This window comes from Bacillus methanolicus (assembly GCF_028888695.1).
GTDB lineage: Bacteria > Bacillota > Bacilli > Bacillales > Cytobacillaceae > Bacillus_Z > Bacillus_Z methanolicus_B.
Genome location: NZ_PNFF01000001.1, coordinates 589,795 through 616,504, shown reverse-complemented (window position 1 = coordinate 616,504; position 26,710 = coordinate 589,795). Strand labels below are relative to the sequence as shown.

General features: G+C 37.8%; 31 protein-coding genes. 10 read left to right on the top strand and 21 right to left on the bottom strand.

The genetic code is table 11. From position 1 onward, the window contains the following. Positions 1 to 56: 56 nt before the first annotated feature. Both C0966_RS03180 and C0966_RS03175 read right to left on the bottom strand, forming a co-directional pair. Complete coding sequence (locus tag C0966_RS03180; RefSeq protein ID WP_274853751.1) at positions 57 to 1,223, bottom strand: FtsW/RodA/SpoVE family cell cycle protein; 1,167 nt, start codon at positions 1,221 to 1,223, stop codon at positions 57 to 59. A 258-nt stretch (positions 1,224 to 1,481) separates the two neighbouring features. Then, positions 1,482 to 1,763 carry a YlaN family protein gene (locus C0966_RS03175; protein WP_274853750.1) on the bottom strand — a complete coding sequence of 94 codons (282 nt, stop codon included), beginning with the start codon at positions 1,761 to 1,763 and terminating at the stop codon, positions 1,482 to 1,484. Between the two features lie 227 nt (positions 1,764 to 1,990). Here C0966_RS03175 and C0966_RS03170 point away from each other — a divergent pair, with 227 nt between their 5' ends. Further along, entirely contained in the window at positions 1,991 to 2,488 is a 498-nt protein-coding gene (locus C0966_RS03170) for a peptidyl-prolyl cis-trans isomerase (protein WP_274853749.1), read from the top strand. Between the two features lie 104 nt (positions 2,489 to 2,592). Here the strand turns inward: C0966_RS03170 and C0966_RS03165 are convergent, their stop codons facing one another. Then, a complete protein-coding gene (locus C0966_RS03165) occupies positions 2,593 to 3,921 on the bottom strand; it encodes a PhoH family protein (RefSeq protein ID WP_274853748.1) in 1,329 nt (442 codons plus the stop codon). Positions 3,922 to 4,110: 189 nt separating this feature from the next. Between C0966_RS03165 and C0966_RS03160 the strand changes: the two genes are divergently transcribed. Continuing rightward, positions 4,111 to 4,695 (top strand): YhcN/YlaJ family sporulation lipoprotein, encoded by a 585-nt coding sequence (locus C0966_RS03160; RefSeq protein WP_274853747.1) that lies wholly within the window; start codon positions 4,111 to 4,113, stop codon positions 4,693 to 4,695. A gap of 54 nt (positions 4,696 to 4,749) precedes the next feature. Here the strand turns inward: C0966_RS03160 and C0966_RS03155 are convergent, their stop codons facing one another. Next, a complete protein-coding gene (locus C0966_RS03155) occupies positions 4,750 to 5,205 on the bottom strand; it encodes a pyridoxamine 5'-phosphate oxidase family protein (RefSeq protein ID WP_274853746.1) in 456 nt (151 codons plus the stop codon). A 242-nt stretch (positions 5,206 to 5,447) separates the two neighbouring features. Between C0966_RS03155 and C0966_RS03150 the strand changes: the two genes are divergently transcribed. Further along, a complete protein-coding gene (locus tag C0966_RS03150) occupies positions 5,448 to 5,648 on the top strand; it encodes a YlaI family protein (protein ID WP_274853745.1) in 201 nt (66 codons plus the stop codon). A gap of 207 nt (positions 5,649 to 5,855) precedes the next feature. Here the strand turns inward: C0966_RS03150 and C0966_RS03145 are convergent, their stop codons facing one another. The 3 genes from C0966_RS03145 to typA are packed head-to-tail and all read right to left on the bottom strand — an operon-like array spanning position 5,856 to position 8,327. Further along, positions 5,856 to 6,143, bottom strand: a complete 288-nt coding sequence (locus tag C0966_RS03145; RefSeq protein WP_274853744.1) for a hypothetical protein — start codon at positions 6,141 to 6,143, stop codon at positions 5,856 to 5,858. Between the two features lie 9 nt (positions 6,144 to 6,152). Then, on the bottom strand, positions 6,153 to 6,467 hold the full coding sequence (locus C0966_RS03140; protein WP_274853743.1) for a YlaH-like family protein: 315 nt from the start codon (positions 6,465 to 6,467) through the stop codon (positions 6,153 to 6,155). Positions 6,468 to 6,488: 21 nt separating this feature from the next. Continuing rightward, complete coding sequence (gene typA / locus C0966_RS03135; RefSeq protein WP_274853742.1) at positions 6,489 to 8,327, bottom strand: translational GTPase TypA; 1,839 nt, start codon at positions 8,325 to 8,327, stop codon at positions 6,489 to 6,491. A gap of 150 nt (positions 8,328 to 8,477) precedes the next feature. On the opposite strand from typA, the gene C0966_RS03130 reads away from it, so the two are divergent. Continuing rightward, positions 8,478 to 8,663, top strand: a complete 186-nt coding sequence (locus tag C0966_RS03130) for a YlaF family protein (protein ID WP_274853741.1) — start codon at positions 8,478 to 8,480, stop codon at positions 8,661 to 8,663. A 156-nt stretch (positions 8,664 to 8,819) separates the two neighbouring features. Here C0966_RS03130 and C0966_RS03125 read toward each other — a convergent pair whose 3' ends face one another. From C0966_RS03125 to C0966_RS03110, 4 genes are all read right to left on the bottom strand, one after another. Then, complete coding sequence (locus C0966_RS03125; protein WP_274853740.1) at positions 8,820 to 9,620, bottom strand: inositol monophosphatase family protein; 801 nt, start codon at positions 9,618 to 9,620, stop codon at positions 8,820 to 8,822. Positions 9,621 to 9,909: 289 nt separating this feature from the next. Continuing rightward, on the bottom strand, positions 9,910 to 10,104 hold the full coding sequence (locus C0966_RS03120) for a hypothetical protein (protein WP_274853739.1): 195 nt from the start codon (positions 10,102 to 10,104) through the stop codon (positions 9,910 to 9,912). Positions 10,105 to 10,336: 232 nt separating this feature from the next. Next, entirely contained in the window at positions 10,337 to 10,609 is a 273-nt protein-coding gene (locus C0966_RS03115) for a UPF0223 family protein (RefSeq protein WP_274853738.1), read from the bottom strand. Positions 10,610 to 10,684: 75 nt separating this feature from the next. Beyond that, the gene (locus tag C0966_RS03110) at positions 10,685 to 11,644 is read right to left on the bottom strand and encodes an NAD(P)H-dependent flavin oxidoreductase (RefSeq protein WP_274853737.1); all 960 of its coding nucleotides are present in this window, start codon (positions 11,642 to 11,644) and stop codon (positions 10,685 to 10,687) included. Positions 11,645 to 11,857: 213 nt separating this feature from the next. On the opposite strand from C0966_RS03110, the gene C0966_RS03105 reads away from it, so the two are divergent. Continuing rightward, positions 11,858 to 13,327, top strand: coding sequence for an aminotransferase class I/II-fold pyridoxal phosphate-dependent enzyme (locus C0966_RS03105; protein WP_274853736.1), 1,470 nt, complete (start codon positions 11,858 to 11,860; stop codon positions 13,325 to 13,327). Positions 13,328 to 13,522: 195 nt separating this feature from the next. Here C0966_RS03105 and C0966_RS03100 read toward each other — a convergent pair whose 3' ends face one another. Beyond that, positions 13,523 to 13,645 carry a GapA-binding peptide SR1P gene (locus C0966_RS03100; protein ID WP_274853735.1) on the bottom strand — a complete coding sequence of 41 codons (123 nt, stop codon included), beginning with the start codon at positions 13,643 to 13,645 and terminating at the stop codon, positions 13,523 to 13,525. 221 nt (positions 13,646 to 13,866) lie between these two features. Then, a complete protein-coding gene (locus C0966_RS03095; RefSeq protein ID WP_274853734.1) occupies positions 13,867 to 14,166 on the bottom strand; it encodes a DUF3055 domain-containing protein in 300 nt (99 codons plus the stop codon). A 167-nt stretch (positions 14,167 to 14,333) separates the two neighbouring features. On the opposite strand from C0966_RS03095, the gene C0966_RS03090 reads away from it, so the two are divergent. Continuing rightward, complete coding sequence (locus tag C0966_RS03090; RefSeq protein ID WP_274853733.1) at positions 14,334 to 14,768, top strand: DUF1885 family protein; 435 nt, start codon at positions 14,334 to 14,336, stop codon at positions 14,766 to 14,768. On the opposite strand, the gene C0966_RS03085 is transcribed toward C0966_RS03090, so the two are convergent. The 5 genes from C0966_RS03085 to pdhA form a co-directional block, all read right to left on the bottom strand. After that, the gene (locus C0966_RS03085) at positions 14,743 to 15,018 is read right to left on the bottom strand and encodes a hypothetical protein (protein ID WP_274853732.1); all 276 of its coding nucleotides are present in this window, start codon (positions 15,016 to 15,018) and stop codon (positions 14,743 to 14,745) included. The two genes, C0966_RS03090 and C0966_RS03085, sit on opposite strands and share 26 nt — an antisense overlap. Positions 15,019 to 15,196: 178 nt before the next feature. Beyond that, the gene (gene lpdA, locus C0966_RS03080; protein WP_274853731.1) at positions 15,197 to 16,606 is read right to left on the bottom strand and encodes a dihydrolipoyl dehydrogenase; all 1,410 of its coding nucleotides are present in this window, start codon (positions 16,604 to 16,606) and stop codon (positions 15,197 to 15,199) included. Between the two features lie 3 nt (positions 16,607 to 16,609). Beyond that, entirely contained in the window at positions 16,610 to 17,956 is a 1,347-nt protein-coding gene (locus C0966_RS03075) for a dihydrolipoamide acetyltransferase family protein (protein ID WP_274853730.1), read from the bottom strand. A 108-nt stretch (positions 17,957 to 18,064) separates the two neighbouring features. Further along, positions 18,065 to 19,042, bottom strand: coding sequence for an alpha-ketoacid dehydrogenase subunit beta (locus C0966_RS03070; protein WP_274853729.1), 978 nt, complete (start codon positions 19,040 to 19,042; stop codon positions 18,065 to 18,067). Positions 19,043 to 19,045: 3 nt separating this feature from the next. Further along, positions 19,046 to 20,161, bottom strand: coding sequence for a pyruvate dehydrogenase (acetyl-transferring) E1 component subunit alpha (gene pdhA, locus C0966_RS03065; RefSeq protein WP_274853728.1), 1,116 nt, complete (start codon positions 20,159 to 20,161; stop codon positions 19,046 to 19,048). 765 nt (positions 20,162 to 20,926) lie between these two features. Here pdhA and C0966_RS03060 point away from each other — a divergent pair. The 4 genes from C0966_RS03060 (at position 20,927) to rnjA (ending at position 24,319) form a co-directional block, all read left to right on the top strand. After that, a complete protein-coding gene (locus C0966_RS03060) occupies positions 20,927 to 21,058 on the top strand; it encodes a YjcZ family sporulation protein (RefSeq protein ID WP_274853727.1) in 132 nt (43 codons plus the stop codon). Between the two features lie 282 nt (positions 21,059 to 21,340). Beyond that, positions 21,341 to 21,895, top strand: coding sequence for a peptide deformylase (def, locus tag C0966_RS03055; RefSeq protein ID WP_274853726.1), 555 nt, complete (start codon positions 21,341 to 21,343; stop codon positions 21,893 to 21,895). A gap of 540 nt (positions 21,896 to 22,435) precedes the next feature. Beyond that, the gene (locus C0966_RS03050; RefSeq protein ID WP_274853725.1) at positions 22,436 to 22,648 is read left to right on the top strand and encodes a DNA-dependent RNA polymerase subunit epsilon; all 213 of its coding nucleotides are present in this window, start codon (positions 22,436 to 22,438) and stop codon (positions 22,646 to 22,648) included. Positions 22,649 to 22,651: 3 nt separating this feature from the next. Further along, a complete protein-coding gene (rnjA, locus tag C0966_RS03045) occupies positions 22,652 to 24,319 on the top strand; it encodes a ribonuclease J1 (RefSeq protein ID WP_274853724.1) in 1,668 nt (555 codons plus the stop codon). A gap of 48 nt (positions 24,320 to 24,367) precedes the next feature. Here the strand turns inward: rnjA and C0966_RS03040 are convergent, their stop codons facing one another. From C0966_RS03040 to C0966_RS03030, 3 genes are all read right to left on the bottom strand, one after another. After that, positions 24,368 to 25,279: a DUF4349 domain-containing protein gene (locus C0966_RS03040; RefSeq protein WP_274853723.1), complete on the bottom strand. Its 912-nt coding sequence runs from the start codon at positions 25,277 to 25,279 to the stop codon at positions 24,368 to 24,370. A 130-nt stretch (positions 25,280 to 25,409) separates the two neighbouring features. After that, a complete protein-coding gene (locus tag C0966_RS03035; RefSeq protein WP_274853722.1) occupies positions 25,410 to 25,865 on the bottom strand; it encodes a TlpA family protein disulfide reductase in 456 nt (151 codons plus the stop codon). Positions 25,866 to 25,967: 102 nt separating this feature from the next. Continuing rightward, a complete protein-coding gene (locus tag C0966_RS03030; RefSeq protein WP_003350402.1) occupies positions 25,968 to 26,516 on the bottom strand; it encodes a peroxiredoxin in 549 nt (182 codons plus the stop codon). Positions 26,517 to 26,710: the final 194 nt, after the last annotated feature.

The window sequence follows — 26,710 nt, the reverse complement described above, 5'->3', positions numbered from 1 at the left end:
TTAAGGCACGAGAGCCTGTGGAATTGATTGAAAGCAGATTTGATTGGAGTTGTCTTTTATGCAACTATCTTTTTTTCATTATTCTTTTTATATTTTCTTTCATAATTCACAAACATTGAGACATTTACTAAAATCCCCATCGCAATCGACAACTGCAACAATGACGACCCTCCATAGCTGATAAACGGCAGAGGAACACCCGTAAGAGGAATCAAACCAGATATCCCGGCAAGATTAATAAAGGATTGGATGCCTATCATGCTTGAGATTCCGATAGCAAGCAAGCTGCCAAAAGGGTCTCTGCATTTAAGGCCTATATAAATACCTCTTAAAACTATATATCCTAAAGATAATATAACAAAGCTGACACCCCATACTCCCAGTTCTTCAGCAATGACCGCCATGATAAAATCTGTATGGGATTCCGGCAAATAGCCCAGCTTTTGAATGCTTTTTCCCAATCCAAGACCGTTTATTCCTCCTGAACCGATCGCGAGAAAAGAGTTGGAAAGATGAAATCCTGTGTCAAGTTCATCTTCAAATGGATTTTTCACGGCTTCAAATCTTTCCAGCTGTTCTTTTGTAAAAAGATTATCTTTCATGACTAAAGCAACTGGAGATACTACCAATATTCCTATCAGAATTAGTTTAAAAATATTTTTCCAATTCATACCCGATGATAAAATAATGGCTGCAGCGATTAAAAAAATGATAACAGCTGTACCAAAATCAGGTTGAATAGCTACTAAAATACAAACGAGAACAAGGTAAACTAACGGGGGTACGACCCCTTTGTTAAATTCATTTATGTATGATTGTTTCTTAGCATAAACTGCAGACAAATAAATAATTACAGCTATTTTCGTAAATTCAGACGGCTGCAGGCTCAATTGCCCGATTTTGAACCAGCTTTGTGCGTTGCCTGCGATATGTCCAAAAACAAAGAGTGCTCCTAAGCCAAATAAAGACATCAATACAATAAAACCAAGTATTTTATTGCTTTTCATCGCCTTATAAGGAAACAGGGCAACAATCAAAAAAACAATAAATGCTCCGATCAAAAACAACTTTTGTTTTTGATAAAAATAGTCACTTGGCAGGCCATATCTTTGTACAGCCCAAACCATACTAGCACTATAAACCATCACTAATCCAAATAAAGATAAAAGTACCATGACAATAATCAAAGAGTAATCATAAGATTTTAAAATTTTTTTAAACATTAAGCCTCTTTCCTTAAATGCATAAAGTATTTCTAACGATATGATTAGATATATTACGTGAAATGAGAAGAGTCACATTAAATGTAACATATTAATTATTATTTTTCCACAATAATGTTATACTATAAATAAAATAATATGACACAAAAGAAAAGTAAATTCTTCCAGACTACTAAATATACTATTTTCGATTAATTATGAATGCAATTATAAAAAAACTCAAACAAATTCTAATGAATATGTTTGAGTTTTTCAATGTTATTTTCTTTGTGATGCCTCATGAAGAATGGAAAGCTCTCTTTCGAGTTGATCGAGGATCGCTTTTCCTTCTTTTTCATCCACCAAACCAAGCCGGACAGCAAAGTCTATTTCTCTGGATAATCCAAACATTTGCGTATCCAGCACCTCTTCATAAAGAGGGCATTGAGGCATTGTAAGGTTATCCATTTGCACCTTTATCAGCTTTAAGATTTTATCAGCGTCAGCCTTTAATAGGGCAAGTGCCTTTTCTTGATGATTAACCATCATTTCAAACGCCAACATTGATCCCCCCGTTTCCGAGCCATTACCCGATCCTATCTTTTAAGTTTACCGTTTAACGTCCAAAAAAGCAAGAATAATAAGGTGCCATTTTTTCTTTTAACGGCAATAAAAGATATGTTTCATTAAGCATATTACTGACCCTTTTATCTGTTATTGTGTAATATGACAATTGATGAAAATCTATGTATACTTAAAAGAATGAAACTCAAATAGAGGTGGAGAAAATGGAAAATATCATTACAATAAAAGGGAAAGTAAAATTCAATATCACAATGGATCCGGGCGTATGGATTTTTGACGATAGGCGCGTTGACTTAAATACATACTTTATTTCTCAAAATCAAGAAGATGATGACCTCGAAGAATATACGAAATCCATCTCAAAGCACTGGGACAGAGAAATAATGGAAGGAGCAGTCTATCCACCCACATTAAAATCAGAAAAAAAATTTGAGAAAGAAAAAATCTTAACCGGCACATTTGGAATTCCATTTAAATCATTTTTAAACAATGCCGAACCTGCAGATGACGCTGAGTGGCTTGTCATTGAAACAGATTCATCGGATGTAAAATTGCCGCTTGAGAAGGGCTTTGAATTAATACTTGGTTTTTCGAAAGATGGAAAACCATTGAAAGAAGACGGACCCGTTCACGTTTACTATGGCGATGGTTCAAATAAAGATGCACCGATTAAAAACGTTAAGGGATTTACAGTACTGTAAAGAAACCAATCGTTTCTTGTATTTCTTTCATTTTTATGATGATCCTTCGACCCTTTTCTTGTCCATCATTCAAAAGATGGCCGGAAAGGGGCTTTCCTTAAAACTTACAGCAAGTCCGCCGCCAGTTGAGCAAGACCTGACCGTTCTCCTTTTATAAGCTTCACATGTCCAGATATCGTTTGGTCTTTGAATTTTTCTACAACATATGTAAGACCATTGTTATACGCATCTAAATAAGGATGATCAATTTGCTCCGGATCCCCCATCAAAACAATTTTGCTTCCTTCCCCTACTCTTGTTAAAATGGTCTTTACTTCATGTTTTGTCAAGTTTTGGGCTTCATCAATAATAATATATTGATCAGGTATGCTTCTGCCTCTGATATAAGTTAACGCTTCCACTTCAATGGAGCCCATTCCTGCTAAAATTGCATCCAATTCGCCGGGCTTTTTTGTGTTGAACAAAAATTCAAGATTATCAAAAATAGGCTGCATCCAAGGCCTTAGTTTTTCCTGCTTTTCTCCCGGCAAAAATCCAAGATCTTTTCCAACAGGCACGATAGGCCTTGCAACTAGAAGTTTTTTATATTGCTGCAAATCCTCCGTTTGCAATAATCCTGAAGCAAGAGCGAGTAACGTTTTTCCAGTTCCCGCCTTCCCTGTTAAAGTCACAAGGGGCAGATCCCTTCGCAAGAGAAGCTCAATTGCCATAGTCTGCTGTACATTCCTCGGGCGAATTCCCCATATTTGTTCATGGTCAAAAACAAGCCTTTTCACCTTTTTGCCTGTCTGGTCAACAATCCCAAGTGCAGATGACGAACTTCCGAGGGAATCTTTCATAATCAAAAATTGATTTGGAAAAAAAGGGTGATTAGCAATTTCCGATAAAAGCAATTCTCCATTTTCATAGAATTTTACTAAAAGAGCCGCATCAATAAACACATTTAAGAAACCCGTATAAAGATGATCAACTTCGACTACCCTGTCACTCAAAAAATCCTCTGCTATTAGACCGATGGCATCCGCTTTTACTCTGACAAGTGCATCCTTGCTTACTAGTATGACCGTTTTCCCATTTTCTTTCGTCTGTTCTTCCAGAGACAAATTTTTTGCTACAGCCAATATGCGGTTATCGTTTGTTTTTTCTACAAAGATTTCTTGGAGCTGATGAAAAGAGCGATGATTCAGTTCGATTCTTAAAGTGCCTCCATTTTCAAGGGGAATCTTTTCATGCAGTTTTCCAGTTTCTCTAAAACTGTCGATCAGTCTTGAAACCTGCCTTGCATTTCTGCCTATCTCGTCCATATATCTCTTTTTTGAATCCACTTCCTCGAGAACAACAGCAGGTATAACCACATCGTTATCTTCAAACGAGAAAATCGAAAACGGTTCTTGTAACAAGACATTCGTATCTAACACGTATATTTTACTCAAACTGATGCCTCCCGCTCTTCTATTTCTAAAATAAATTTTCTGGGTGGGATTGTGCTTTTGTAAAATATATGTTTGCCCGAATAAAGATAGACGAAAATTTGCACAATAATTGTTAGTAAATCCTTTATTTAAATATTGTTTTTGATCGGTTTATTAATAGGTTTTTTAATGAAGACGGAGGTGTTCTATATGAACAGATGTTTGCTTTTAGTTTTTTTACTTTTAACTATTGCAGCCTGTAATACACAAAACGAAGGAGCAGAAGAAAAGCAAAATTTAGTAAGTGTGAAAAACACTGCTATCGAAGAAGTTGATAGAAAAACCGGGCAGGAAATATCCCGCCGCTTAGTTGAACTGGCCACAAGTAACCCGGATGTAAATGACGCCACGGCAGTTGTTTTTGGAAAGTTTGCAATTGTCGGTATTGATGTTCAATCTAATATCGAGAGATCTGAAGTAGGCACCATCAAATATTCAGTCGCTGAAAGCCTGAAACACGATCCTTATGGTGCAAGAGCAGTTGTAGTTGCTGACCCGGATATGAATGCACGGCTGAGGGAAATTTCTCAGGATATTGAAAATGGGGAGCCAATACAAGGAATCATGAACGAACTTTCTGATATTACCGGGCGGCTTATGCCTGAAGTGCCGGCTGATATGGTTGATCCAAAACCAAAAAACGCAACGGAAGAACCGAAAAACAAATTGAAAAAGTCACAAGAAAAAGAATTGGATAAAGAACAACAAAAACAATCAAATTATCAGAAAGAATAAGATCTGGATTGAATATATTCTTTTTTTGCAATGAGAAATGCTTAGTCTCTGCGACTAAGCATTTCTCATTGCATCCATTACCTGTTTGTCTAAACGGGAAGCGGCATTTTTGTCATATGTTTTATCATATTCAGGTTCTTTTACAATTTTTGAGCCATAAAACATAACATCTCTTACTTCCTTGATCTTTACTTCAATGAGAGCGAGTTTAAGCGGAACCCCTTCCATTTTTTCCTGTTTTACACTTGCTTCTCCACTAATTGAATATGTAGATTCATTCGCAATAATATTGATAACGACTTTGTTGTTATTATTTATGTTTTGAACAATTCTTGATCTGTTATCAACTGCAAAATAGATCGTTTCATCATCTTTTGCAAATACCCAGGAGATGGCACTTACATTCGGACCTCCTGTTTCAAAATCAATAGTCGCGAGAAGAACAAAGCGCTCTTTTTGCAATTCATCGTATAGAGGTTTTATTAACTTAGGTTCAACTTGATTTGCCATTATTGTAATCCTCCTTGAATTTTGGACATATTCCTACTTTACCTGTTATCCAAGAATTTAAACTTAGTATATCTGATCATTGTTCCCTCGAAACGTTATGATGTTCTATAATATAATAAATAAGCGCTATCACTTTGTCCAGCCTCTTAGTTATAATGCGTTTTCTGGGTTTAATGATCTTTTTTTTCTCAGCAATACAGTGCATTTGATCGAAAATAGAGCCAATAAGAGGTGTAATTGAAATGAAAGTAAAATGTGTTTTATGCGATAAAATTGAAACTATTGAAGATGAATCTCATTTAGCAAAACGGCTTAGAAATCGTCCGATTCATACGTACATGTGCCATCAGTGCGATAAGAGAATTGAAGAGAAAACGAAAGCAAGAATTGCTTCAGGCAAATTCCGCCTTAATAAACCTCGTTCTCAAGATGAAGAGTGGTAATAAGAAAAGCGCAAGCGCCTCGCTCAGGCCCGACAAGCGCTGGAGGTCCTGCCGGTGAAGTCGTTTTTTGACTTCATTGGCAGGCGTGAGGCGACCTCGAGGGCCTAGGCGCTGGAGCTGGACAGTTTTCAAAGTCCAGAAATATTTACTTTCTTATACTTAAATGAAGAAAAACCATCCGCCTCGTCTATAATAGGCGGATGGTTCTTATTTAGGGTAATTCGGGTATTTTTCCGGTTCTTCATTCATCTGGTTAATCATTGCTTCAATAAGCTCACAGGGAAACGATGCTTTTTTCCGTTCTTCATCTTTACGATAATGCAAAACATACATCACTTCATCTTTCTTAATTTCGATTTCCTCTATCCCATGTTCCTCTTTTAATATTCGTTCAAAAAGATCCTTCGTTTCTGCTGCTGCCGTATCATCAGGCCTTTCATCACTTACAATTTTGATTGTCAGCCAATTATATAAAGCATCCTGTAATGACCTCATTTGTTTCTCCTAGTTTGAATTCGTTTCCTGTTTTTTTTCCTGACGAAGACGAATTTTATAAATAATCAAAATTAAGGCAGCAACAACAAGCCCTTCAGCAACTGGGAGGAATGCTCCTAGGAAGGTCAATATCGTACATCCTAAAATTAAAAACAGATAAATAATGAATGATTTTAATATTGGAAGTTTTTTTGCAAAACCAAGCTTATACACAATGATGGATAAAAAGACAATTGTTAAATACAACATCCACATACCGGTCTTGGGATTTTCATTTACCTTAAATAAAGCGGCGAAAAAGGACAAACGCTCCGTCACATCCATTACTCATCACCTCCCTTGGTTTTAACCCAATTCGGCGTATTTCTTTTTCTTGGCAATTCTTTCACGTTCATTTTTATCAAGAATCTTTTTGCGCAAGCGGATTGATTTAGGAGTGACTTCACAATACTCGTCATCATTCAAGTATTCCAAAGCTTCCTCAAGTGTCATAATTCTTGGCTTTTTAAGCGTAGCCGTTTGGTCTTTCGTCGCAGAACGAATATTGGTCGCCTGTTTAACTTTTGTAATGTTAACCGTAATATCGTTTTCACGAGTATGTTCTCCGACGATCATGCCTTCGTAGATCTCAGTACCAGGCTCAACAAAAATGGTGCCGCGGTCTTCAACTTGCATAATACCATATGTCGTGGCCTTGCCTGTCTCCATAGATACGAGCACTCCCTGGCGTCTGCCGCCGACTTGTCCGGGCTGCATTGGCTGATAACTGTCAAATGTATGATTGATAATTCCGTAACCGCGCGTAAGCGTTAAAAACTCTGTTGTGTAGCCGATCAAACCGCGGGCCGGAACATTAAAGTACAGCCGGACCTGACCATTCCCGTTATTAATCATATCAAGCATTTCCCCTTTTCGGGCGCCAATTGATTCCATTACAGCTCCAGTATGCTCTTCAGGAATATCGATTTGTACACGTTCAATTGGTTCACAACGTACACCGTCAATTTCTTTTACAATGACTTCAGGCTTTGATACTTGAAGTTCGTAACCTTCACGCCGCATGTTTTCAATTAAAATCGATAAATGAAGCTCTCCCCTTCCGGAAACGATCCATTCATCCGGTGAGTCGGTATTTTCAACTCGTAAACTAACATCCGTTTGTAATTGTGAACGAAGTCTTTCTTCAATTTTTCTTGCTGTTAAATATTTTCCTTCTCTGCCTGCAAACGGACTGTTGTTTACAAGAAATGTCATTTGCAATGTTGGTTCATCAATCCTCAATAATGGAAGTGCTTCTTGGTAATCAACCGGACAAACTGTTTCTCCGACATAGATATCTTCCATCCCGGAAACAGCAACTAAATCTCCGGCATATGCTTCTTGAATTTCTTGACGCTTTAACCCAAAGAAGCCAAACATTTTCGTCACACGGAATTGTTTTACTGAACCATCAAGCTTCATTAGTGCAACTTGTTGACCCACTTTCATCGTTCCACGGAAAATTCGTCCAATTCCGATTCTTCCAACATAGTCATTGTAATCAAGAAGCGATACTTGAAACTGTAACGGTTCTTCTCGATTATCGACCGGTGCAGGAATATGTTCAATAATCGCATCATACAATGCTTGCATGTTTTCATCTTGCTTTGTTGGATCCGTGCTCGCAGTTCCGTTTATTGCTGAAGCGTAAATCACTGGAAATTCTAACTGTTCTTCATTTGCATCTAGTTCGATAAATAAATCTAACACTTCATCTACTACTTCTTCCGGACGGGCAAAGGCCCTGTCAATCTTATTCACGACGACAATCGGGGTCAAATTTTGTTCTAACGCCTTTTTTAATACGAATCGAGTTTGCGGCATACATCCCTCGTATGCATCAACGACCAGTAGAACTCCGTCAACCATTTTCATGATCCGTTCAACTTCACCGCCAAAATCGGCATGCCCCGGCGTATCAAGAATATTAATTTTCGTGTTTTTATATTGGATCGCTGTATTTTTCGCAAGTATCGTTATGCCTCTTTCTCTTTCGAGGTCATTTGAATCCATCGCACGCTCTTCAACATGCTCATTTGAACGAAATGTACCGGCTTGCTTTAACAACTGGTCAACAAGCGTTGTTTTTCCATGATCAACGTGGGCAATAATCGCAATGTTTCTTATATCTTCACGTATTTTCAAATAGGTCACTCCTGCCTGTAATTACATAATTAAGTGTTTTTATTATTATTATAACTAACATATTATAACACAAGAATTACTAGAAACTAAAAGAGATTTTATGTAAAATAACAAGAAATGGATTCGTATTTTCCAGAGGAGGAAACTTTTTTGAAAGAGATTAAATGGATTTTCTTAATGTTTGCTTTTGCGGCAGCTTTTTGCATTATGGGGATCGGGATTTCCATTGCAGAACGAAGCGTGGCTGGGGCCAGCGCTTCGTTCGTGCTGCTGGTGTTTGTCATGGGGTTCGGTTTTAAAACGAAACGGAAAATGAGAGAAAAAGGAGAGCTGTAAAATGAAAAGAGGCTGACTCTTTGAGGTCTGACACCTTCCAACAAAGACAAAATTATAGGATGGTTTTATTTCATTGGAGGGGTCTGACCCTCAGCCTCTTTGATTGTAAAGGGCGGCACATATTCAATTTGTGTTCACTGTGTCTTTTTCTGTTATTTACCAATTCCCGTTCCGCAAATATTTTTTCATAATCGTGCCATGGAGTCCGGGTTTAGAGACAAACAAGGAGCTTTTTTCCATAATATTAATCGGTTCGCCTCTCAATGAAGACACAACTCCACCAAGTTCTTCAATAATCACGATGCCTGCTGCAAAATCCCAGGGAGCAAGGCGTAAAGAAATATAAGCGTCCAACCTTCCCGTAGCAACATATGTAATTTCCAGTGCAGCCGATCCATACGACCTCGTTCCCCTCACATCTTTAACAAGTGCTGCGAGATATTTAGGATCGATTCTTTTGTTTGGCGTAATCCATGTGGCGTTTATTCCAATAATCGCTTCAGAAACAGATACTTCCTCGAGGCGGGGAAGGGGTTTTCCGTTCATATAAGCACCTTCGCCTTTAAATGCATGGTACAGTTCATCATGGACAACATCGTAAATTAATCCGATTTTGCCGGAGCCGTTTTCATAAATTCCAACAGAAATAGCAAAATTTCTCTGTTGATGAATAAAGTTCATCGTTCCGTCTATCGGATCAATAATCCAAACGATTCCCGATTCATTATTCAGCTTATCGCCAAATCCTTCTTCTCCTAATATGTAATGGTCAGGATATGTTTCTTTTATCTTTGTAATAAAGAATTGTTCTGTCTCCTTATCAATATTAGTAACAAGGTCATTAGGATTTGATTTTGCCTGAATATCTAATGTTTTTGGAAAAGAGTTCTTTATTCTTTCTCCTGCTTCTTTTATCCATGTTTTTGCATTTGCATCAATTTCTTTCCAATTCGTCATATTAATCCTCCAATAAAGAAAACTGTCACACGAAACTGCTCCATATTAAGTCAGAACTTTATCATTATTGACACATAAATTTACTAAAAGCTTAATGGAAATAATTGAACCTTTCAAGTTTTATATTTTCCGGCTAACCAAATAATCATTTGTTTTTCTTTCATCCTGTACATTATTCATGAAAACAAAAACGAACCCCCATATTCATTCTGGAGTTCGTTTTTAACACTTCAGCCGCTTATTTTGTTGTCTCATTTCCCTTTACATGTACTCCTTTTTCGGACAGTATTTATAAAGCCTTAAGTTTGAGCAATTCCCGTCTAATATTTTCCAGATTTTTCTTGCATTCATTCTTCTTTTCTTCATTTTTCTCATTTATAGCTTCAAAAAGCGTTGCCAGTTCATAATCCATTTCCAGCCTTAAAACGGCTGTTCTTTCCATATCTCTATTTTTCTTCCTTGACGAATTTATTAATTGCTTCATGAAAAAACACCCCTTCCATTTTTTCAAGAAATAATTTTTCTGATTATTTTTACTATTATATTATGAGCTATCCATTTTAGTTGCAACAATTTTTTCTTTTTTACCAATTAAAAAAATTACAAGCGGGTAATTTTTTTGATTTCAACAAGTTGATTATATAATACTAATACCCCTCTATTCATTAGCGTAAACCGTGATGGAGTATTTTCCCCGCTTGTCTTTGTTTATTCAATTATCTCATTCTTATCATTTCCCCTGAATTCGCCTCTCTGACAGTTTTCACAGTTTTGTAAGGTGAGTAGCCACTCAATTCCTCAAATTTACCGCAAAGCTTTTTTTCTTGGGCCTTTCCTGGAACTATTTCTTTAAAACGTCGGTAAGCATTAAGCAGTTCGTCGCGGTTTATCCCTTTTTCATAGGCTTTCTCCACAGCTTCATAAAACTTAATTACATCCACAATTTCTTGCGTGGACCAATCATAATCAATCGGATAATGATATTCCAATTTCAACACTCCTGTTGTCAGGCATTTTGTAAATCTATATTTATATTGCTCGAAAAGAACCTTTTTTAAATCGGTTTAATCAATCCACCGTTTACGGATTTCTTCTCCTTCCCGAATCATCCGATCAATAAGCTCCTTAACTGATGGAATGTCTTTAATCAGCCCCATAACTTGACCTGCCCATGCAAAACCTTCATCTATATTTCCTTCATATATAAATCGTTTGTTCGCTGTTCCGCTTATATAGTCCTTTAATGCTTCATAGCCTCCGTTTTCTTTTTCAATTTCTAAAATCTTTTCAGTCCATGAATTTAAGATGGCTCTTGCAGGAGCACCTAAAGACCTCTTAATAACAACCGTATCATTTTCCGTACCGTCTACCAGCTGTTTTTTATATTTTACATGTGCATGGACACATTCTTTTGTTGCAATAAATCTTGTGCCCATTTCAATTCCTTCTGCCCCAAGACTGAGTGCAGCCATAAGTCCTCTTCCGTCGCCAATTCCACCAGATGCAATGACTGGAATACTGACTGCATCGACAACTTGAGGAACGAGAACCATCGTTCCAATATCATTTCTGCCGAGGTGGCCGCCTCCTTCATGTCCAACTACCATAATGGCATCAGCACCCAGCTCTTCTGCTTTCTGTGCCTGTCTCTTTGCAGCAACAAGTACAAGTTTTTTTATATTCGTTCCTTTCAATTGTTCAAAAATAGGTGCCGGATTTCCGCCTGTCATGGAGATAACCGGAACCTGTTCTTGTATTGCAACTTCGAGCATATCAGAAAACGGTCTGCCATGCTGCCCGATTGCAAAGTTTACACCAAAAGGTTTATCTGTTAAAGCTCTTACCTTTTGAATTTCTTCTTTTAAAGCTTGTGGGCTTCCGAGTGACATAGCAGTAATTTGCCCTAATCCTCCGGCATTTGAAACTGCCGCAGCCAACTCTGAATAAGCTAAATAAGCTAATCCACCCTGTATAATTGGATATTGAATGTTCAATAAGTCAGTAACTCTAGTATTCCAATTCATTCTTTATCCTCCAATCAATTCTTAGTGAAGTTATTCGATACTTTCGTGTTATTTTCCTGTCTATTTCAAAAACTAAAACGACCTTTCTTTAAAGGTGAAAAATAACAGCTGATTTTACAACTTTCTCCCTTTGCAAAGAAAGTGATAGATGCTATAATTCATATGTTTTATGACTTTTTCTTCATTGATTATAAATAAAGAGGTGTGACAACATTGCATCAATCTCATACACCGTTATTTAGCGGTTTAATACAACATGCCAAAAAAAATCCGGTTCAATTTCATATTCCCGGACATAAAAAAGGTGCCGGAATCGACCCGGAATTTCGGAATTTTATAGGAGATAATGCATTATCAATTGATTTAATAAATATCGGGCCTCTTGATGATCTCCATCAGCCTAAAGGAATTATAAAGGAAGCCCAGGATCTTGCCGCTGAAGCATTTGGAGCGGATCATACATTTTTCTCTGTGCAAGGAACTAGTGGTGTAATTATGACAATGGTTATGTCGGTTTGCGGACCCGGCGATAAAATTATCGTTCCTAGAAACGTCCATAAATCTGTAATGTCTGCGATTGTTTTCTCAGGAGCTGTCCCTATTTTTATTCACCCGGAAATTGATGAAAACCTCGGAATTTCGCACGGAATTACAACAGAAGCAGTAGCAAAGGCTCTCGAGCAGCATCCGGATGCAAAAGGCGTACTTGTGATTAATCCTACTTATTTCGGTATGGTTGCCGATTTAAAAGAAATCGTTTCGATTGCGCATGAATATAATGTTCCTGTTCTTGTTGATGAGGCCCATGGTACTCATATCCATTTCCATGATGATCTGCCTCTCTCGGCTATGCAGGCAGGTGCAGACATGGCAGCGTCAAGCGTTCATAAACTTGGAGGTTCAATGACTCAAAGTTCCATCCTGAACGTACGTGAAGGTCTTATTTCTCCGAAAAGAGTTCAATCGATTTTGAGCATGTTGACAACAACATCGACTTCTTATTTACTCCTTGCTTCCTTAGATGTAGCGAGAAAGAGACTTGCCACAGAGGGAAAACAATTGTTGGATAAGACGATTGAGCTTGCACAATCAATGCGAAAAAAAATAAATGAAATTGAACACTTATATTGTGTAGGCGATGAAATCCTTGGTTCAAAAGCAACATTTGATTATGATCCGACAAAATTGACTATTTCTGTTAAAGATTTAGGAATAACCGGATATGATGCTGAAAAATGGTTAAGGGAAAAATTTAATATTGAAGTTGAATTATCAGATTTATACAATATTCTTTGCATTGTTACTCCAGGGGATACTGAAAAAGAAGCACAAGTTCTTCTTAAAGCTTTGAAGGAGCTGTCAAAAGAATTTCAACATCAAGCTGAAAAAATGAAGGTTCAAGTCATGCTTCCCGATATTCCGGTTCTTGCTTTAACACCGAGAGATGCATTTTATGCAGAAACAGAAGTTGTACCTTTTGAAGAATCGGAAGGACGGATTATTGCCGAATTTGTCATGGTTTATCCACCGGGAATTCCAATCTTTATCCCTGGAGAAATAATTACAAAAGAAAACCTTCTTTATATTAAAAAGAACATAGAGGCCGGCCTCCCGGTCCAAGGGCCTGAAGATTATGAACTAAAAACATTAAGAGTAATAAAAGAACATAAAGCCATCCGTTAAACTTTTAGGTTAAGAAAAGCGCAAGCCTCCTTTGTTAGCCCCGACAGCGATTGCGCTCCTGCAACGACGCTTTTCCGCTTTAACAAAATTTAACTTTCTTAAAAGCAAAAAAACCTTCCAGTCCACGGAAGGTTTTTTTTCATGATAAAAAAAACACGTGAAATTTATTTCACATGCTTTTAAACAATCAATCTATTATTCTTGATCTTCGTTCTCTTTATCGCAACAATTACAGTTTATTGAATAAAGAACAGTAACTTTCTCTGCTTCAAAATGGTCAATAGTGGAGTTACATGTTTGGCATACAATTGTTCCCATTTTTTGATCTCCCCTTCTTAATGAAGTTAATCGAATTCTGAAAGCGCTTCAATATCTTTAATAGAATAATAATATAACACATTTAAAATTTCAAGCCCTATTTATGTAACATTATTAACGAAAATTGTATTTTTTTATTTATATTTTTTTGTTTACTATTTAATTTTTCAATTAGTATAACCTATTTATGAAAAACAGGCCTAATAAGACCTGTTTTTTTGTTATTCATATTGAGGTTCGAAAGGTGCAGTCGGCAAGGCTTCTTGGAAAAATTCCACTAAATCAGCAACTTGTTGTTCATCCTGAATACGGAAAGTCTTCATGAGATAATCTGTGTCTTCGAGGTCTCTTGGTTCAAGGAGGGCTGAGCGGCCTGTTTGCATGCAGACAAAAAGCGGTTTTCCGAAAAACATATTCGTATACACTATTCCAAAGTCATAACGTGCCTGATCAGTCGCAAACCCAACAAATCGAACTTTCACATTTTCGAATTCATCATAAAGTTTTTCGAAAATTCTCATAACATACCTCCTTTTTTTATATAATTAGAAAATTATTATAATTCAAAATCTTGCTTTTGACAACCAAATTTTCTTAAATCAATTTTTTATTAAGTTGTCAGGCAATTTTAATCAAGCTAGAATGGATATTAGCAATTAATAAATTGTGAGCATTAGGGGGATGGATGATGGCAACGAATGCATATATTAAGCTTGTTCCTTCATCAGTGAAAATGGATATTACATTAGATGAAGTAAAAGAACTCCTTCTTTATTATCAAAACATTACTTCAAAAACCGGCGAACAGCTCGATTGGCAATATGAGGATGCCGCATTTCCTTATGAAATTAAAGAAAATGAAGAGGGAAAAGGTAAATGGTTTTATTTATATTCCAACCATGACCGCTATCATACAATCATATTCGGGGTTGATAAAGAAACAATTGTTAATAGTGACGGAACAAAAATGGAACAAACATACATACAAATAACTCTTCCTGAGAGCTCAACATTCGGTGATAAAGGAAAGGCAAATGAGTTTTGCAAATTCATTGCTAAGAAGCTGCAAGGGGAACTGCATTTATTTAATGGACGAATTATGTACTATTATCCAAGAAAGTAATAAACAAAAGAGTGCTTATCAACTGCATCGTAATTTGAAATGCGCCATATAGTACCAGGCTTAATAAAGTAACTAGAAGCGTTTTTTTCGCCGATTTCATAATAAAATTTCCTGCAATAATGGCCAAATAAAAAAACACTAAAAACATCAATACATTGTAAATCGGCTGATCGCGCTTTGAAAGCCATTCCATAAAAGTGTACCCGCTCCATAATATTAGCTGTACTAAAATAACAGTATATATCTTCATAATGCACCACCGTTTTTAACTTCGTTTACACAACCAATGAATACTGCTTGTATAGGTAATATATGTAGAAGCAGTACAAGATATTTTCAATATATGAATTGTAAAATAATGAACTGAATTTCTGACTTAAATGTAAAAAAATCCTTTTCCGCTCGGAAAAGGATTTTTTTTGATTTAGTTATTTTAAAATATGGATTGGTGTTCCTAAAGCTACTTCTGCGGCTTCCATTGTAATTTCGCCTAAAGTCGGATGCGCGTGAATTGTCATGGCGAGGTCTTCAGCTGTCATTCCAGCCTCAATCGCAAGACCCAATTCAGCAATCATATCAGAAGCGCTCGGTCCGGCAATTTGCGCACCGATGACTAGTCCGTCTTCTTTACGAGTAACGAGTTTCATAAATCCTTCACTGCTGTTCAGTGAAAGAGCGCGGCCGTTTGCCCCAAATGGGAATCTCGCTGCGATAACTTCAATTCCTTCTTCTTTCGCTTGACTTTCTGTGTATCCAACAGAAGCCAGTTCAGGGTCTGAAAAGACAACTGAAGGAATCCCAAGATAATCGATTTCTGAGTTGTGGCCGGCAATTACTTCAGCAGCAATTTTTCCTTCGTATGATGCTTTATGAGCTAAATCAAGGCCTTCAGCAACATCGCCTATTGCAAAAATATTGCTTACAGAAGTGCGGCATTGTTTATCAGTTTTAATAATGCCTTTTTCATTCACTTCAATTCCTGCTTGTTCTAATCCTAGTTCATCAGTGTTTGGACGGCGGCCAACCATGACAAATACATAATCAGCCTCGATGCTTTTCTCTTCGCCCTTCACTTCGTACGTTACGACGACACTGTTTTCTGTTTCCTCAACACCTTTTGCCATTGCTTTTGTGATTATTTCTGCACCTTTTTTCTTAAGGTTGCGCTTAACAAGTGCAGTCATTTGTTTTTCGAATCCATGTAAAATATCATCTGCAGCTTCAAGAATTGTTACTTGAGAGCCGAAGCTTGCATATGCCCCGCCCAATTCAATTCCAATATATCCGCCGCCGATTACGACAATTTTATTTGGAATCTCCTGAAGACTCAAAGCACCAGTGGAATCAAGTACACGTTTTGAAAATTTAATAGAAGGCAATTCAATTGGACGTGAACCGGTAGCGATAATAGCATTTTTGAATTTATAAGTTTGGGCTGAATTTTCATCCATGACACGGACGGTATTTGCATCTACAAAATATGCTTCTCCTTGCACAATATCAACTTTATTCCCTTTTAACAGGCCTTCAACACCGCCTGTCAGCTTTTTAACAACCGATGCTTTCCATTCTTGAACTTTTGAGAAATCTACTTTCACATTCTCGGCAATAATTCCGATTGAATCGGACTGTTTTGCTGCTTCATAACGGTGTCCTGCAGAAATCAAAGCTTTTGAAGGAATACATCCTACATTTAAGCATACACCGCCAACGGTTCCTTTCTCAACAATTGTAACCTTTTGTCCAAGCTGTGCTGCACGAATTGCAGCTACATACCCGCCTGGACCTGCTCCAATGACGAGAGTTTCTGTTTCAATAGGGAAATCTCCTACTACCATTTTTTACGCCTCCATTAACAAAAGTTCAGGATCGTTCAACAAACGCTTAATGTGGTTTAGTGCATGTTGAGCAGTTGCCCCGTCAATAATTCTGTGGTCAAAGCTTAACGATAGTGCCAATACTGGTGCTGCAACAATTTCACCATCTTTTACTACAGGTTTTTCAGCGATTCGGCCGATTCCAAGAATGGCAACTTCAGGATGGTTAATAACCGGTGTAAACCATTGACCGCCGGCAGACCCGATATTAGTAATTGTACATGAAGCGCCTTTCATTTCATCCGGTGTCAATTTTCCTTCACGGGCTTTAGCTGCTAATTCGTTAATTTCTTTTGAAATAGTGAATACTGATTTGCGGTCAGCATCTTTTACAACGGGAACTAATAAACCTCTGTCTGTATCTGCAGCTATTCCGATATTGTAATAATGCTTATAGATAATCTCTTCTGCTTCGTCGTCAAGTGAAGTATTTAATACCGGATATTCCCGTAAAGCACTCGTTAATGCTTTTACAACGTAAGGAAGGAATGTAAGCTTAATTCCTTTTTCTGCTGCAATTTCTTTGAATTTCTTGCGGTGGGCAACAAGTTTTGTTACATCCACTTCATCCATTAGTGTTACATGTGGCGCTGTATGTTTAGAATTTACCATCGCTTTGGCGATCGCCCTGCGAATTCCGCTCATTTTTTCTCGTGTTTCCGGATATTGACCTTGCGGAACAGTTGGAGCTGCTATTGCTTCTGTTTGCGGTGCAGCTGGATGATCAGCTTTTGGTGCTTTAGATTCAGCTTTAGCCTGGCCGCCGCTTAAGAACGAATCAATATCTTCTTTTAAGACACGTCCATTTTTACCGGAACCTGCAACAAGACGAATATCTACACCTTTATCACGAGCATATTTGCGAACAGAAGGCATTGCGATCACACGGCGGTTCGGATCAACCTCTGTCTGTACAGGAGACTCTGCTGCACCTTGCGATTCTTGCTTTTGAGCCGCTTCTTTTTTAATATCCTGTCCTGATTCTAATGTTGATTGCACTTGAGCTTCTGTTTTTTCTTCTTTCTTTGGCGCTTCTTCATGGTCATCGCCTTTAAATTTTAAATTTTCATAGCCGGGTGCATCAAATGTGATTAAAACTTGTCCGACAGTTGCCACAGCACCTTCTTCAACTAATATTTTTTCAACCGTACCTGTAACTGGAGAAGGAATTTCTACTACTGCTTTATCATTTTGCACTTCACATAAAACATCATCTTCCTGAACTTTGTCACCTTGCTTAACAAACCATTTGACGATTTCACCTTCATGAATACCTTCACCAATGTCAGGCAATTTAAATTCGAATGCCACTTGGAATCACCCTCCTAAGTTCACGTTGCTTAATTTGCAACTTCGTTATATTACGTACACAGGGGCAATCCGTTCATGCCCCTTTTCTTTCCATCACGATTCGATTAATTAAAAAGTCAATACTTTTTTCGCTGTTTCAATGATGTCTTTATAGTTTGGAAGCCATACAGATTCCGCTTGCGGGAATGGGTATACTGTATCAGGAGCTGTTACGCGCAATACAGGAGCTTCCAGGCTAAGAATGGCTCTGTCGTTAATCTCTGCAACAACGTTTGCTGCAATTCCTGCTTGTTTTTGAGCTTCTTGTACAACGATTGCTCGACCGGTTTTTTCCACTGATGAAATGATTGTTTCAATATCGAGAGGTACAATTGTCCGTAAGTCAATCACCTCTGCGGAGTAGCCTTCTTTTTCAAGCTCTTCAGCAGCTTTTAGTGATTCATGTACCATTGCCCCATACGTAATTATGGATAAATCAGAACCTTCTCTTTTAATATCAGCTTTACCTAATGGAATGATGTATTCCTCTTCAGGTACTTCTTGTCGGAATGAGCGGTATAATTTCATGTGCTCAAGAAAAATAACCGGATCATTATCACGAATAGCAGAGATTAATAAGCCTTTGGCATCATAAGGAGTAGAAGGGATGACAACTTTTAAACCAGGCTGCTGTGCTACTAATCCTTCTAAGCTGTCAGCATGAAGTTCCGGAGTATGCACTCCGCCCCCAAAAGGCGAACGAATTGTAATAGGGGCATTGTATCGGCCTCCGGAACGATAACGCATTCGGGCCATTTGACCGCTAATCGAATCCATTACTTCGTATACAAAACCGAAAAACTGAATTTCAGCAACCGGACGGAAGCCTTGTAAACCAAGTCCGATCGCGAGTCCGCCGATTCCGGATTCAGCCAGCGGAGTATCAAACACGCGGTCTTCGCCAAATTCTTTCTGAAGGCCTTCTGTTGCACGGAAAACACCGCCGTTTACGCCCACATCTTCACCGAATACTAATACATTCGGATCATTTCTCATTTCTGTGCGTAACGCATCCGTGATTGCTTGAATCATTGTCATTTGCCCCATGGCTTACTTCGACTCCTTTTCTTTATAAATTTCATATTGTTCTTTTAAATAGGCAGGCATCTCTTCGTACATAATAGACATTAAGTCAGTCACCTTTTGTTTTGGCGCTTCATCGGCCTTTTTGATCGCCTCTTTAATATCTTCTTTCGCTTTTTCAATTACTTCATTTTCCATTTCTTCGTTCCAGATTCCTTTGTTTTCCAAGAACTTGCGGAAACGAACAAGCGGATCTTTCTTTTCCCATTCGCTGTCTAAATCAGATGTACGATAACGAGTTGGATCATCTCCGGCCATTGTGTGCGGACCGTAACGATATGTTAATGTTTCAATAAGAGTAGGACCTTCTCCGTTAATAGCACGTTCACGGGCATCCCGGACAGCCACGTAGACTGCCAGTGGATCCATTCCATCTACTTGAATTCCCGGAATTCCGGCTGCAACGGCTTTTTGCGCAATTGTTCTTGCTGCAGACTGTTTTTCAACAGGTGTAGAAATCGCAAAACGGTTATTTTGTACAATAAAAATAGCTGGAACCTTGAAAGCACCGGCAAAGTTTATTCCTTCGTAGAAATCGCCTTGTGAAGCACCGCCGTCACCTGTATAAGTAATGGCAACAGATTTAGCTCCGCGTTTTTTCATGCCAAGTGCAACGCCTGCAGCCTGAATGTATTGGGCACCTATAATAATTTGTGGAGCAATGACATTAACTCCCTCAGGAATTTGTCCTCCTTGAAAATGTCCGCGGGACCATAAGAAAGCTTGATATAGCGGCAGTCCATGCCAAATGATTTGCGGAACATCACGGTAACCAGGCAAAATAAAGTCTTCTTTTTCTAAGGCGAACTGGGAAGCAAGCTGGGAAGCTTCCTGGCCGGCTGTCGGTGCATAAAAACCTAAGCGTCCTTGACGATTTAAAGAAATGGAGCGCTGGTCGAGGATTCGTGTATAAACCATGCGGCGCATTAATTCTTGCAATTGTTCATCGCTTAAATCCGGCATAGCTGCTTCATTTACGACTTCCCCGTTTTCATTTAGAATTTGAAACGTTTCGAACTGCTGCTCAATTTTTTCAAGTGAATGTTTAACATCCAATAGGTCCTTCTTTGTTTTAGAAGTCATTCTTCGCCACCTCTTCCTTTCATTTAAAAAGATTTAAAATGGATAGTTATAAAAATGCAAATATAGATTACCCAAATATAAGGCTAATTAGATACCTGTACAATCTTTCGGGCTGTTGAACCATGCTGTCAGACGGTAAAATTCCGGATTTTTCCTTTTCTGTAATGAACATCTAAAAAACGACACTCTATCCAGTTTTCCACAAATATCCTATTTAAAAACGTTCAATGATGATTTTCTCGATTTCTCTCATTCTGTATCAATCTATTTTAAAACAACATTAATACAACAACCCTATGCATTTTAAGTGTACATATAAAAAAGAAACTCGTCAAATACTTTATTATAAGTTTTTTTCGTTTTCATATTTGTAATGATTTTCGACTAAATTCCTAAACTGTATTATTATAAAATGACAATCTGTACTATAAAACTTTACTGAATTATGTATGTGTTATAATAAAGTAAGTATTCATATTAAGTAATATAATTATATTAATAAAATAATTCGTTGACATATAAAAAAGAACCAGCACTATTGGCTGATCCTTTTCTTTTCATAAAAATTTCTTTTCGCTTTATTATAATCCTCCGTTCATTTTTTGAATACTTTATTCAGAAAATGTTTCCATTGTATTCCTTGCTAATTCAATTATGATTGGGCACAGGCCTATACAAGTTTTTTTTACACTCATAGGCTATAGTAGTCGCCAGATATAGATTTCTTTTCTGGACGAAATACTATTTCAGGGGAGGTTTTCCTTTATGTACGGATACGGTTATAGTTGCTATCCAAGTTACTGTTACGGTCACGATCATTGTCACGGAAAAGGATTTGCGTTAATCGTTGTTTTATTCATACTCCTCATTATCGTTGGCTGTGCGTGCTGGAACTAAGAAAAGCTGAGCCGACTGGTTATCCCCGACAAGCGCTGGAGGGCCTGACAAAAGAAGCCGTTTTTTGGCTTCGTTGGCAGGACCGAAGCGACCTCGAGGGGATAGGAGGCGAAGCTGGACAATAATAAAAGCGGAAGCGGCTTGATAGGAAGAATGGGAAGATGTACTTAGCATCTTCTCTTTTTTGTTAACTTTTTTTGCCTTCTTTGTTAGACTAATATCGTATTTATAAGTAAGAAGCTATTTTTATATGTATTGCAGTACCTTAAGGAGTGTGTATTTATGTTAACGATGGAAGACATCATCCGCGACGGGCATCCAACTTTACGAAAAGTTGCTGAAGAAGTCTCTATGCCGCCGTCAGATGAGGATAAACGTATATTAAGAAGCTTGTTGGAATATGTAATAAACAGCCAAAATCCGGAAATTTCAGCGCAGTATGGATTGAGACCGGGGATAGGTCTCGCCGCACCTCAAATAAATGTTTCAAAGCGCATGATCGCTGTCCATGTCCATGATGAAAAAGGGGCTCTTTTCAGTTACGCTCTATTCAATCCAAAAATCGTAAGCCATTCTGTAGAACGGGCTTATTTAACATCCGGAGAAGGATGCCTATCTGTTGACGAATCCATCCCCGGTTATGTACCTAGATATGCCCGCGTTACGGTGAAAGGTTATGATATTGATGGAAATGAAGTTAAACTGAGATTAAGAGGCTTGCCGGCTATTGTGTTTCAGCATGAAATTGATCATTTGAACGGCATCATGTTTTATGATCATATTGATAAACAAAATCCGTTCAAGCCAATTGAAAACGCAATCCCTATTGAACGATAAAAAATTTTCAATTAAAGAAAAGAACCGGGCATTCAAAACCGGTTCTTTTTAAGTTAAATGAATCAAAATATACGCAGCAGCTTTTTACCTATTTTTCTTCTTTCTTTCCTCGAAGATATGTTCATGGGAAAACGATGAATTCCAGTTATCCCCATGAAAAATACCATTGATTTATCATATAATATAATAAAAATCCCTTTTTAAAAATTATTCTTTTTAAACATTTTCCTTGATTGCTTTACTTTGGACAAGGATTGTTTAAAATAAGAAGTAAGGAGTTGATCCACTATGTTAAAGAAGCTCAGAAAAAAGCTCTTAAAACAGTGGAAAGAATTGCTTCGTAAAAAATCAATTGCCTAAAATGTTTATTTGAGCCCTTCAAGCTTGCGAAGGGCTCCTTCCTTATTGTAAATTGATAATCAGTTGCTTTACATACAAACAAATTTTCCATTTCTAAAAATCATGCTGGCAATAAACATGAAATGTACTAAATTTTCTTATATAATAAAAAAGTTATTTCGGAGTAAGGAGAGAATTCAAATGATTTTCAAAGTATTTTACCAAGAATCCACCACACAAGTACCAGTAAGGGAAAAAACAAAAACTCTTTATATTGAAGCTGAATCAGAAAGAGATGTTCGATCGAAACTGGCAGACAGGTCTATAAATATTGAATTTATACAGCCTGTTTCGGGAAATTTTTTAGAATATGAGCAACAAAAAGAAGATTTTAAAGTATTGGAGATTGAATAATTTATGAAATTTGTAAAAAATGATCAAACTGCCGTGTTCGCCCTGGGAGGCCTAGGGGAGATTGGCAAAAATACGTATGCGGTTCAATTTCAGGATGAAATCATCCTTATCGATGCAGGGATCAAGTTTCCTGAAGACGAATTACTGGGCATTGATTATGTTATACCTGATTACACATACCTTATTAAGAATGAAGACAAAATTAAAGGCCTTTTCGTTACACACGGACATGAAGACCATATCGGCGGAATTCCTTACTTGCTCAGAGAAATAAATATTCCAATTTACGGTGGAAAATTGGCATTAGGCTTAATAAAAAACAAACTGGAAGAACATGGTCTTCTTAGAAACGCAAAGCTTTATGAAATTAAAGAAGATGACGTCATTAAATTCCGGAAAACATCCGTTACGTTTTTCCGAACTACCCACAGCATACCTGATTCATACGGGATTGTCGTTAAAACGCCTCCAGGGCAAATTGTTCACACAGGCGATTTTAAATTTGATTTTACTCCAGTTGGCGAGCCTGCAAACTTAACAAAAATGGCTGAAATCGGAAAAGAGGGCGTACTTTGCTTGCTCTCTGACAGTACCAATAGTGAAATTCCAAATTTCACAATGTCAGAACGGCGCGTCGGAGAAAGCATTCAAGACATCTTCCGAAAAGTAGATGGCCGAATCATTTTTGCGACTTTTGCATCCAACATCCATCGACTTCAACAAGTAACAGAAGCTGCTGTCATGAATGGCAGGAAAATTGCCGTATTTGGGCGGAGCATGGAAGCAGCTATTGAGATCGGCAGAGATTTGGGCTATATTCGTGCGCCTAAAGATACATTTATCGACGCACAGCACATTAATCGCCTTCCTGCAAACCAAGTAACCATTCTTTGTACCGGAAGCCAAGGAGAGCCAATGGCTGCCCTTTCACGAATTGCCAATGGCACACACCGCCAAATACAAATTATTCCGGGAGACACTGTCGTCTTCTCTTCTTCTCCAATTCCGGGAAATACGATTAGCGTCAGCAGAACAATCAACCTTCTTTACCGTGCCGGTGCGGAGGTCATCCATGGATCGTTAAATGACATTCATACCTCCGGACATGGTGGTCAAGAAGAACAAAAATTAATGCTGCGCTTAATGAAGCCTAAATTTTTTATGCCGATCCATGGGGAATACCGGATGCAGAAAATGCATGTAAAACTTGCTGTTGACTGCGGAATACCTGAGGAAAACTGCTTTATTATGGACAACGGCGAAGTTCTTGCTTTAAGCGAAGATGAAGCAAGAGTAGCAGGAAAAATCCCTTCAGGTTCTGTATATATTGACGGAAGCGGTGTCGGTGATATAGGAAATATTGTTTTAAGAGATCGCCGTATTTTATCTGAAGAAGGACTGGTAGTTGTTGTTGTCAGCATTAATATGAAAGATTTTAAAATTGCAGCCGGTCCTGATATCATTTCGCGCGGTTTCGTATATATGAGGGAATCGGGCGACCTTATCAATGATGCCCAAACATTAATTACAAAACATCTGAACAAAGTAATGGAAAGAAAAACGACTCTATGGTCAGAAATCAAGAATGAAATTACAGATACGCTTGCACCGTTCCTATATGAAAAAACAAAACGCAGGCCAATGATCTTGCCGATTATTATGGAGGTATAATAAATACCGGCGCCTATTTCTGGGCGCCGGTATTTATTATTTTTAACGCTACTCCTTTCGATGATTCCCTTTTCTCCTATGTTTTTTCACGAGCAAGTAAACACCTATTCCTACCAGCACAATCAGCAATATAATCGGCAAGTTTCCAAATATAAAGACGGTCATTCCAGAAAATGCTGTTAAGAGAAGGTTTAAGCTTTCGGCAAATTGCTTTTTCGTTCTTTCCCATGTATTTAAATCCTCTTTTTTAAATTCAGGTATAACAATTTTATTTTCATATAAAGCAATGGAAACTGTAGAAAAAGCAGTCTGGTTTTGATAATATTTTATTTTCCCTGTTAATTGTTCAATTTCCTCCTGCACTTTTGATAAATCAGCTGAGATCTTCAATAAATCTTCAGTCTTCTGGGCATTTTTCATGAATTCAAGCAAACGTTCTTCGACCGTTTTTTTTGATCGTAATCTTGACTCCAAATCTACATATTCTTCCGTTACATCTTGGCCGCTGACATGCCGTAACAGAACTTCATCAGCCTCTCCTTCTGCATCTTTCAGAAATGCCTCAAACTTACCTTCTGGGATTCTGAGCGTTAATGTACCTTCTAACTGCCCTTTACCTTCACGGTAGACATTTGAATCAACGATATATCCCCCGTATTTCTTAGCCTTTTCTTCAATTGACGCTTGGGCTTTGTTAAAATCTTGAACACGCAAATTCAACTCTGCATGATAAATAACCATGCGCTCTGTTGCCGCCAATGATTTATCGTTTGTTTCTTCCTCTACTGAATCTGCTGTCTCTTCTCCCTTTTCCTGCATGGCAATATCTTGACTCGTTAAAGCATCGGAACCCGGAGACATATTTCCGTATTCACTTTTTTCCTCGCCACTATTGGTGCTGCAGCCGGAAAGTAAGAGAATAATCAAAATAAACAAATAAAAAGACCGCCATAACTTCATTTATCGCCAACGTCCCTTCATTCTTTACAATAAGAGACGTTACACCTTATAAAAAAGTTACATGATGCCTACAGCTTTTCACAGTTTAAGAGGAAGAAACAAAAAAGATTGGCCTATAGACCAACCTTTACTAAGCACTTTGTCCTGTTTCACTTAGGACGCGATTTACGCGCTTCTCAAGCATTTTCATTCCGCCTCCGCCAGCCTGGTAGTGACGAAGGTTCCCATCTTTATCAAATACATAATATGCAGGTACGTATTGATTCTCAAATGCATCTGCCAGTTTGAATTCGCTGTCAACGAAAATCGGCTGAGTGATTTCGTGCTCAGCTGCTACTTTTTTAATGTCTTCAATATCAAGGTCATTTTCGGAACGAGGCATATGGACAGCAACAACATTTAGTTTGTCTTTAAATTCGTCCCGAAATTGATTTACCTGAGGCATAGCCTCTTTACATAAATGGCAGCTGATTGACCAGAAATGAATAAGTGTAGGTTTTTCACCAATAAGCTGCTCTCTTGTAACTTCTCCGTTTAACCATGCTGTCGCACCGTTCAACTCAGGCATAGGTTCGCGTAATTTCATTATCGTTCTCCTCCTTCTTGTACAAATCAAGAACGTACCAAAGAATTCATCTAATAAAAGGCCTAACAGCAATGGTTAGGCCTTTTTAATTTGAAAATGATATTAAACGTTTAAAGTTGCTTGTCCCGGTCTCCAGTTGGCAGGGCAAAGTCCGCCAGTTTGAAGAGCTTGAAGAACACGCAATGTTTCATCTACATCGCGGCCGATATTATTGTGGTGAATGACAGAATACATTAACTCGCCTTCTGGGCTGATAATGAATAGTCCGCGGAGTGCAACGCCTTCTTCTTCAATAAGTACACCATACTCACGGGAAACAACATGGTTTGTATCAGCTGCTAATGGATATTTGAGGTCTCCAAGACCATTGTCTTTGCGATCAGTTTTAATCCATGCTAAGTGTGTGTGAATTGTATCTGTAGATACGCCGATTACTTCTGCATCAAGATCTTCAAACTCATCGTAGCGGTCAGATAATGCAATAATTTCAGTTGGGCAAACAAATGTGAAGTCCATTGGATAGAAAAATAAAACTGTCCATTTACCTTTTTTCATGTTTTCCTCAAGGCTTACTTTCCCAAATTCTTTGTTTGGCATAACTGCATCCATTTCAAAACGTGGTGCTTGTTTTCCTACCATGCGTTCTGGCATGAATAATCCCTCCATTTATATTTATTAAATGGGCAAACCTTAAAGGCTTATCCCATTTCTTACTTTCAAATATGATTATAGTGCAAAGCTTATTTTTAGTCAATATTAAATTATAATTTTTTTAAATAAAGATTAATTATTAATCAGGAATAAAGGGCACATTAATTATTTATCCCTTTTCACACATTTATATT

What these genes read in the sequence shown, in the direction of transcription:
- C0966_RS03180 (WP_274853751.1), bottom strand. Translation starts at nt 1,223, where the DNA reads ATGTTTAAAAAAATTTTAAAATCTTATGATTACTCTTTGATTATTGTC.
- C0966_RS03170 (WP_274853749.1), top strand. Translation starts at nt 1,991, where the DNA reads ATGGAAAATATCATTACAATAAAAGGGAAAGTAAAATTCAATATCACA.
- C0966_RS03160 (WP_274853747.1), top strand. Translation starts at nt 4,111, where the DNA reads ATGAACAGATGTTTGCTTTTAGTTTTTTTACTTTTAACTATTGCAGCC.
- C0966_RS03155 (WP_274853746.1), bottom strand. Translation starts at nt 5,205, where the DNA reads ATGGCAAATCAAGTTGAACCTAAGTTAATAAAACCTCTATACGATGAA.
- C0966_RS03150 (WP_274853745.1), top strand. Translation starts at nt 5,448, where the DNA reads ATGAAAGTAAAATGTGTTTTATGCGATAAAATTGAAACTATTGAAGAT.
- C0966_RS03145 (WP_274853744.1), bottom strand. Translation starts at nt 6,143, where the DNA reads ATGAGGTCATTACAGGATGCTTTATATAATTGGCTGACAATCAAAATT.
- C0966_RS03140 (WP_274853743.1), bottom strand. Translation starts at nt 6,467, where the DNA reads ATGGATGTGACGGAGCGTTTGTCCTTTTTCGCCGCTTTATTTAAGGTA.
- C0966_RS03125 (WP_274853740.1), bottom strand. Translation starts at nt 9,620, where the DNA reads ATGACGAATTGGAAAGAAATTGATGCAAATGCAAAAACATGGATAAAA.
- C0966_RS03120 (WP_274853739.1), bottom strand. Translation starts at nt 10,104, where the DNA reads ATGAAGCAATTAATAAATTCGTCAAGGAAGAAAAATAGAGATATGGAA.
- C0966_RS03110 (WP_274853737.1), bottom strand. Translation starts at nt 11,644, where the DNA reads ATGAATTGGAATACTAGAGTTACTGACTTATTGAACATTCAATATCCA.
- C0966_RS03100 (WP_274853735.1), bottom strand. Translation starts at nt 13,645, where the DNA reads ATGGGAACAATTGTATGCCAAACATGTAACTCCACTATTGACCATTTT.
- C0966_RS03095 (WP_274853734.1), bottom strand. Translation starts at nt 14,166, where the DNA reads ATGAGAATTTTCGAAAAACTTTATGATGAATTCGAAAATGTGAAAGTT.
- C0966_RS03090 (WP_274853733.1), top strand. Translation starts at nt 14,334, where the DNA reads ATGGCAACGAATGCATATATTAAGCTTGTTCCTTCATCAGTGAAAATG.
- C0966_RS03085 (WP_274853732.1), bottom strand. Translation starts at nt 15,018, where the DNA reads ATGAAGATATATACTGTTATTTTAGTACAGCTAATATTATGGAGCGGG.
- lpdA (WP_274853731.1), bottom strand. Translation starts at nt 16,606, where the DNA reads ATGGTAGTAGGAGATTTCCCTATTGAAACAGAAACTCTCGTCATTGGA.
- C0966_RS03070 (WP_274853729.1), bottom strand. Translation starts at nt 19,042, where the DNA reads ATGGGGCAAATGACAATGATTCAAGCAATCACGGATGCGTTACGCACA.
- pdhA (WP_274853728.1), bottom strand. Translation starts at nt 20,161, where the DNA reads ATGACTTCTAAAACAAAGAAGGACCTATTGGATGTTAAACATTCACTT.
- C0966_RS03060 (WP_274853727.1), top strand. Translation starts at nt 20,927, where the DNA reads ATGTACGGATACGGTTATAGTTGCTATCCAAGTTACTGTTACGGTCAC.
- def (WP_274853726.1), top strand. Translation starts at nt 21,341, where the DNA reads ATGTTAACGATGGAAGACATCATCCGCGACGGGCATCCAACTTTACGA.
- C0966_RS03050 (WP_274853725.1), top strand. Translation starts at nt 22,436, where the DNA reads ATGATTTTCAAAGTATTTTACCAAGAATCCACCACACAAGTACCAGTA.
- rnjA (WP_274853724.1), top strand. Translation starts at nt 22,652, where the DNA reads ATGAAATTTGTAAAAAATGATCAAACTGCCGTGTTCGCCCTGGGAGGC.
- C0966_RS03040 (WP_274853723.1), bottom strand. Translation starts at nt 25,279, where the DNA reads ATGAAGTTATGGCGGTCTTTTTATTTGTTTATTTTGATTATTCTCTTA.
- C0966_RS03035 (WP_274853722.1), bottom strand. Translation starts at nt 25,865, where the DNA reads ATGAAATTACGCGAACCTATGCCTGAGTTGAACGGTGCGACAGCATGG.
- C0966_RS03030 (WP_003350402.1), bottom strand. Translation starts at nt 26,516, where the DNA reads ATGCCAGAACGCATGGTAGGAAAACAAGCACCACGTTTTGAAATGGAT.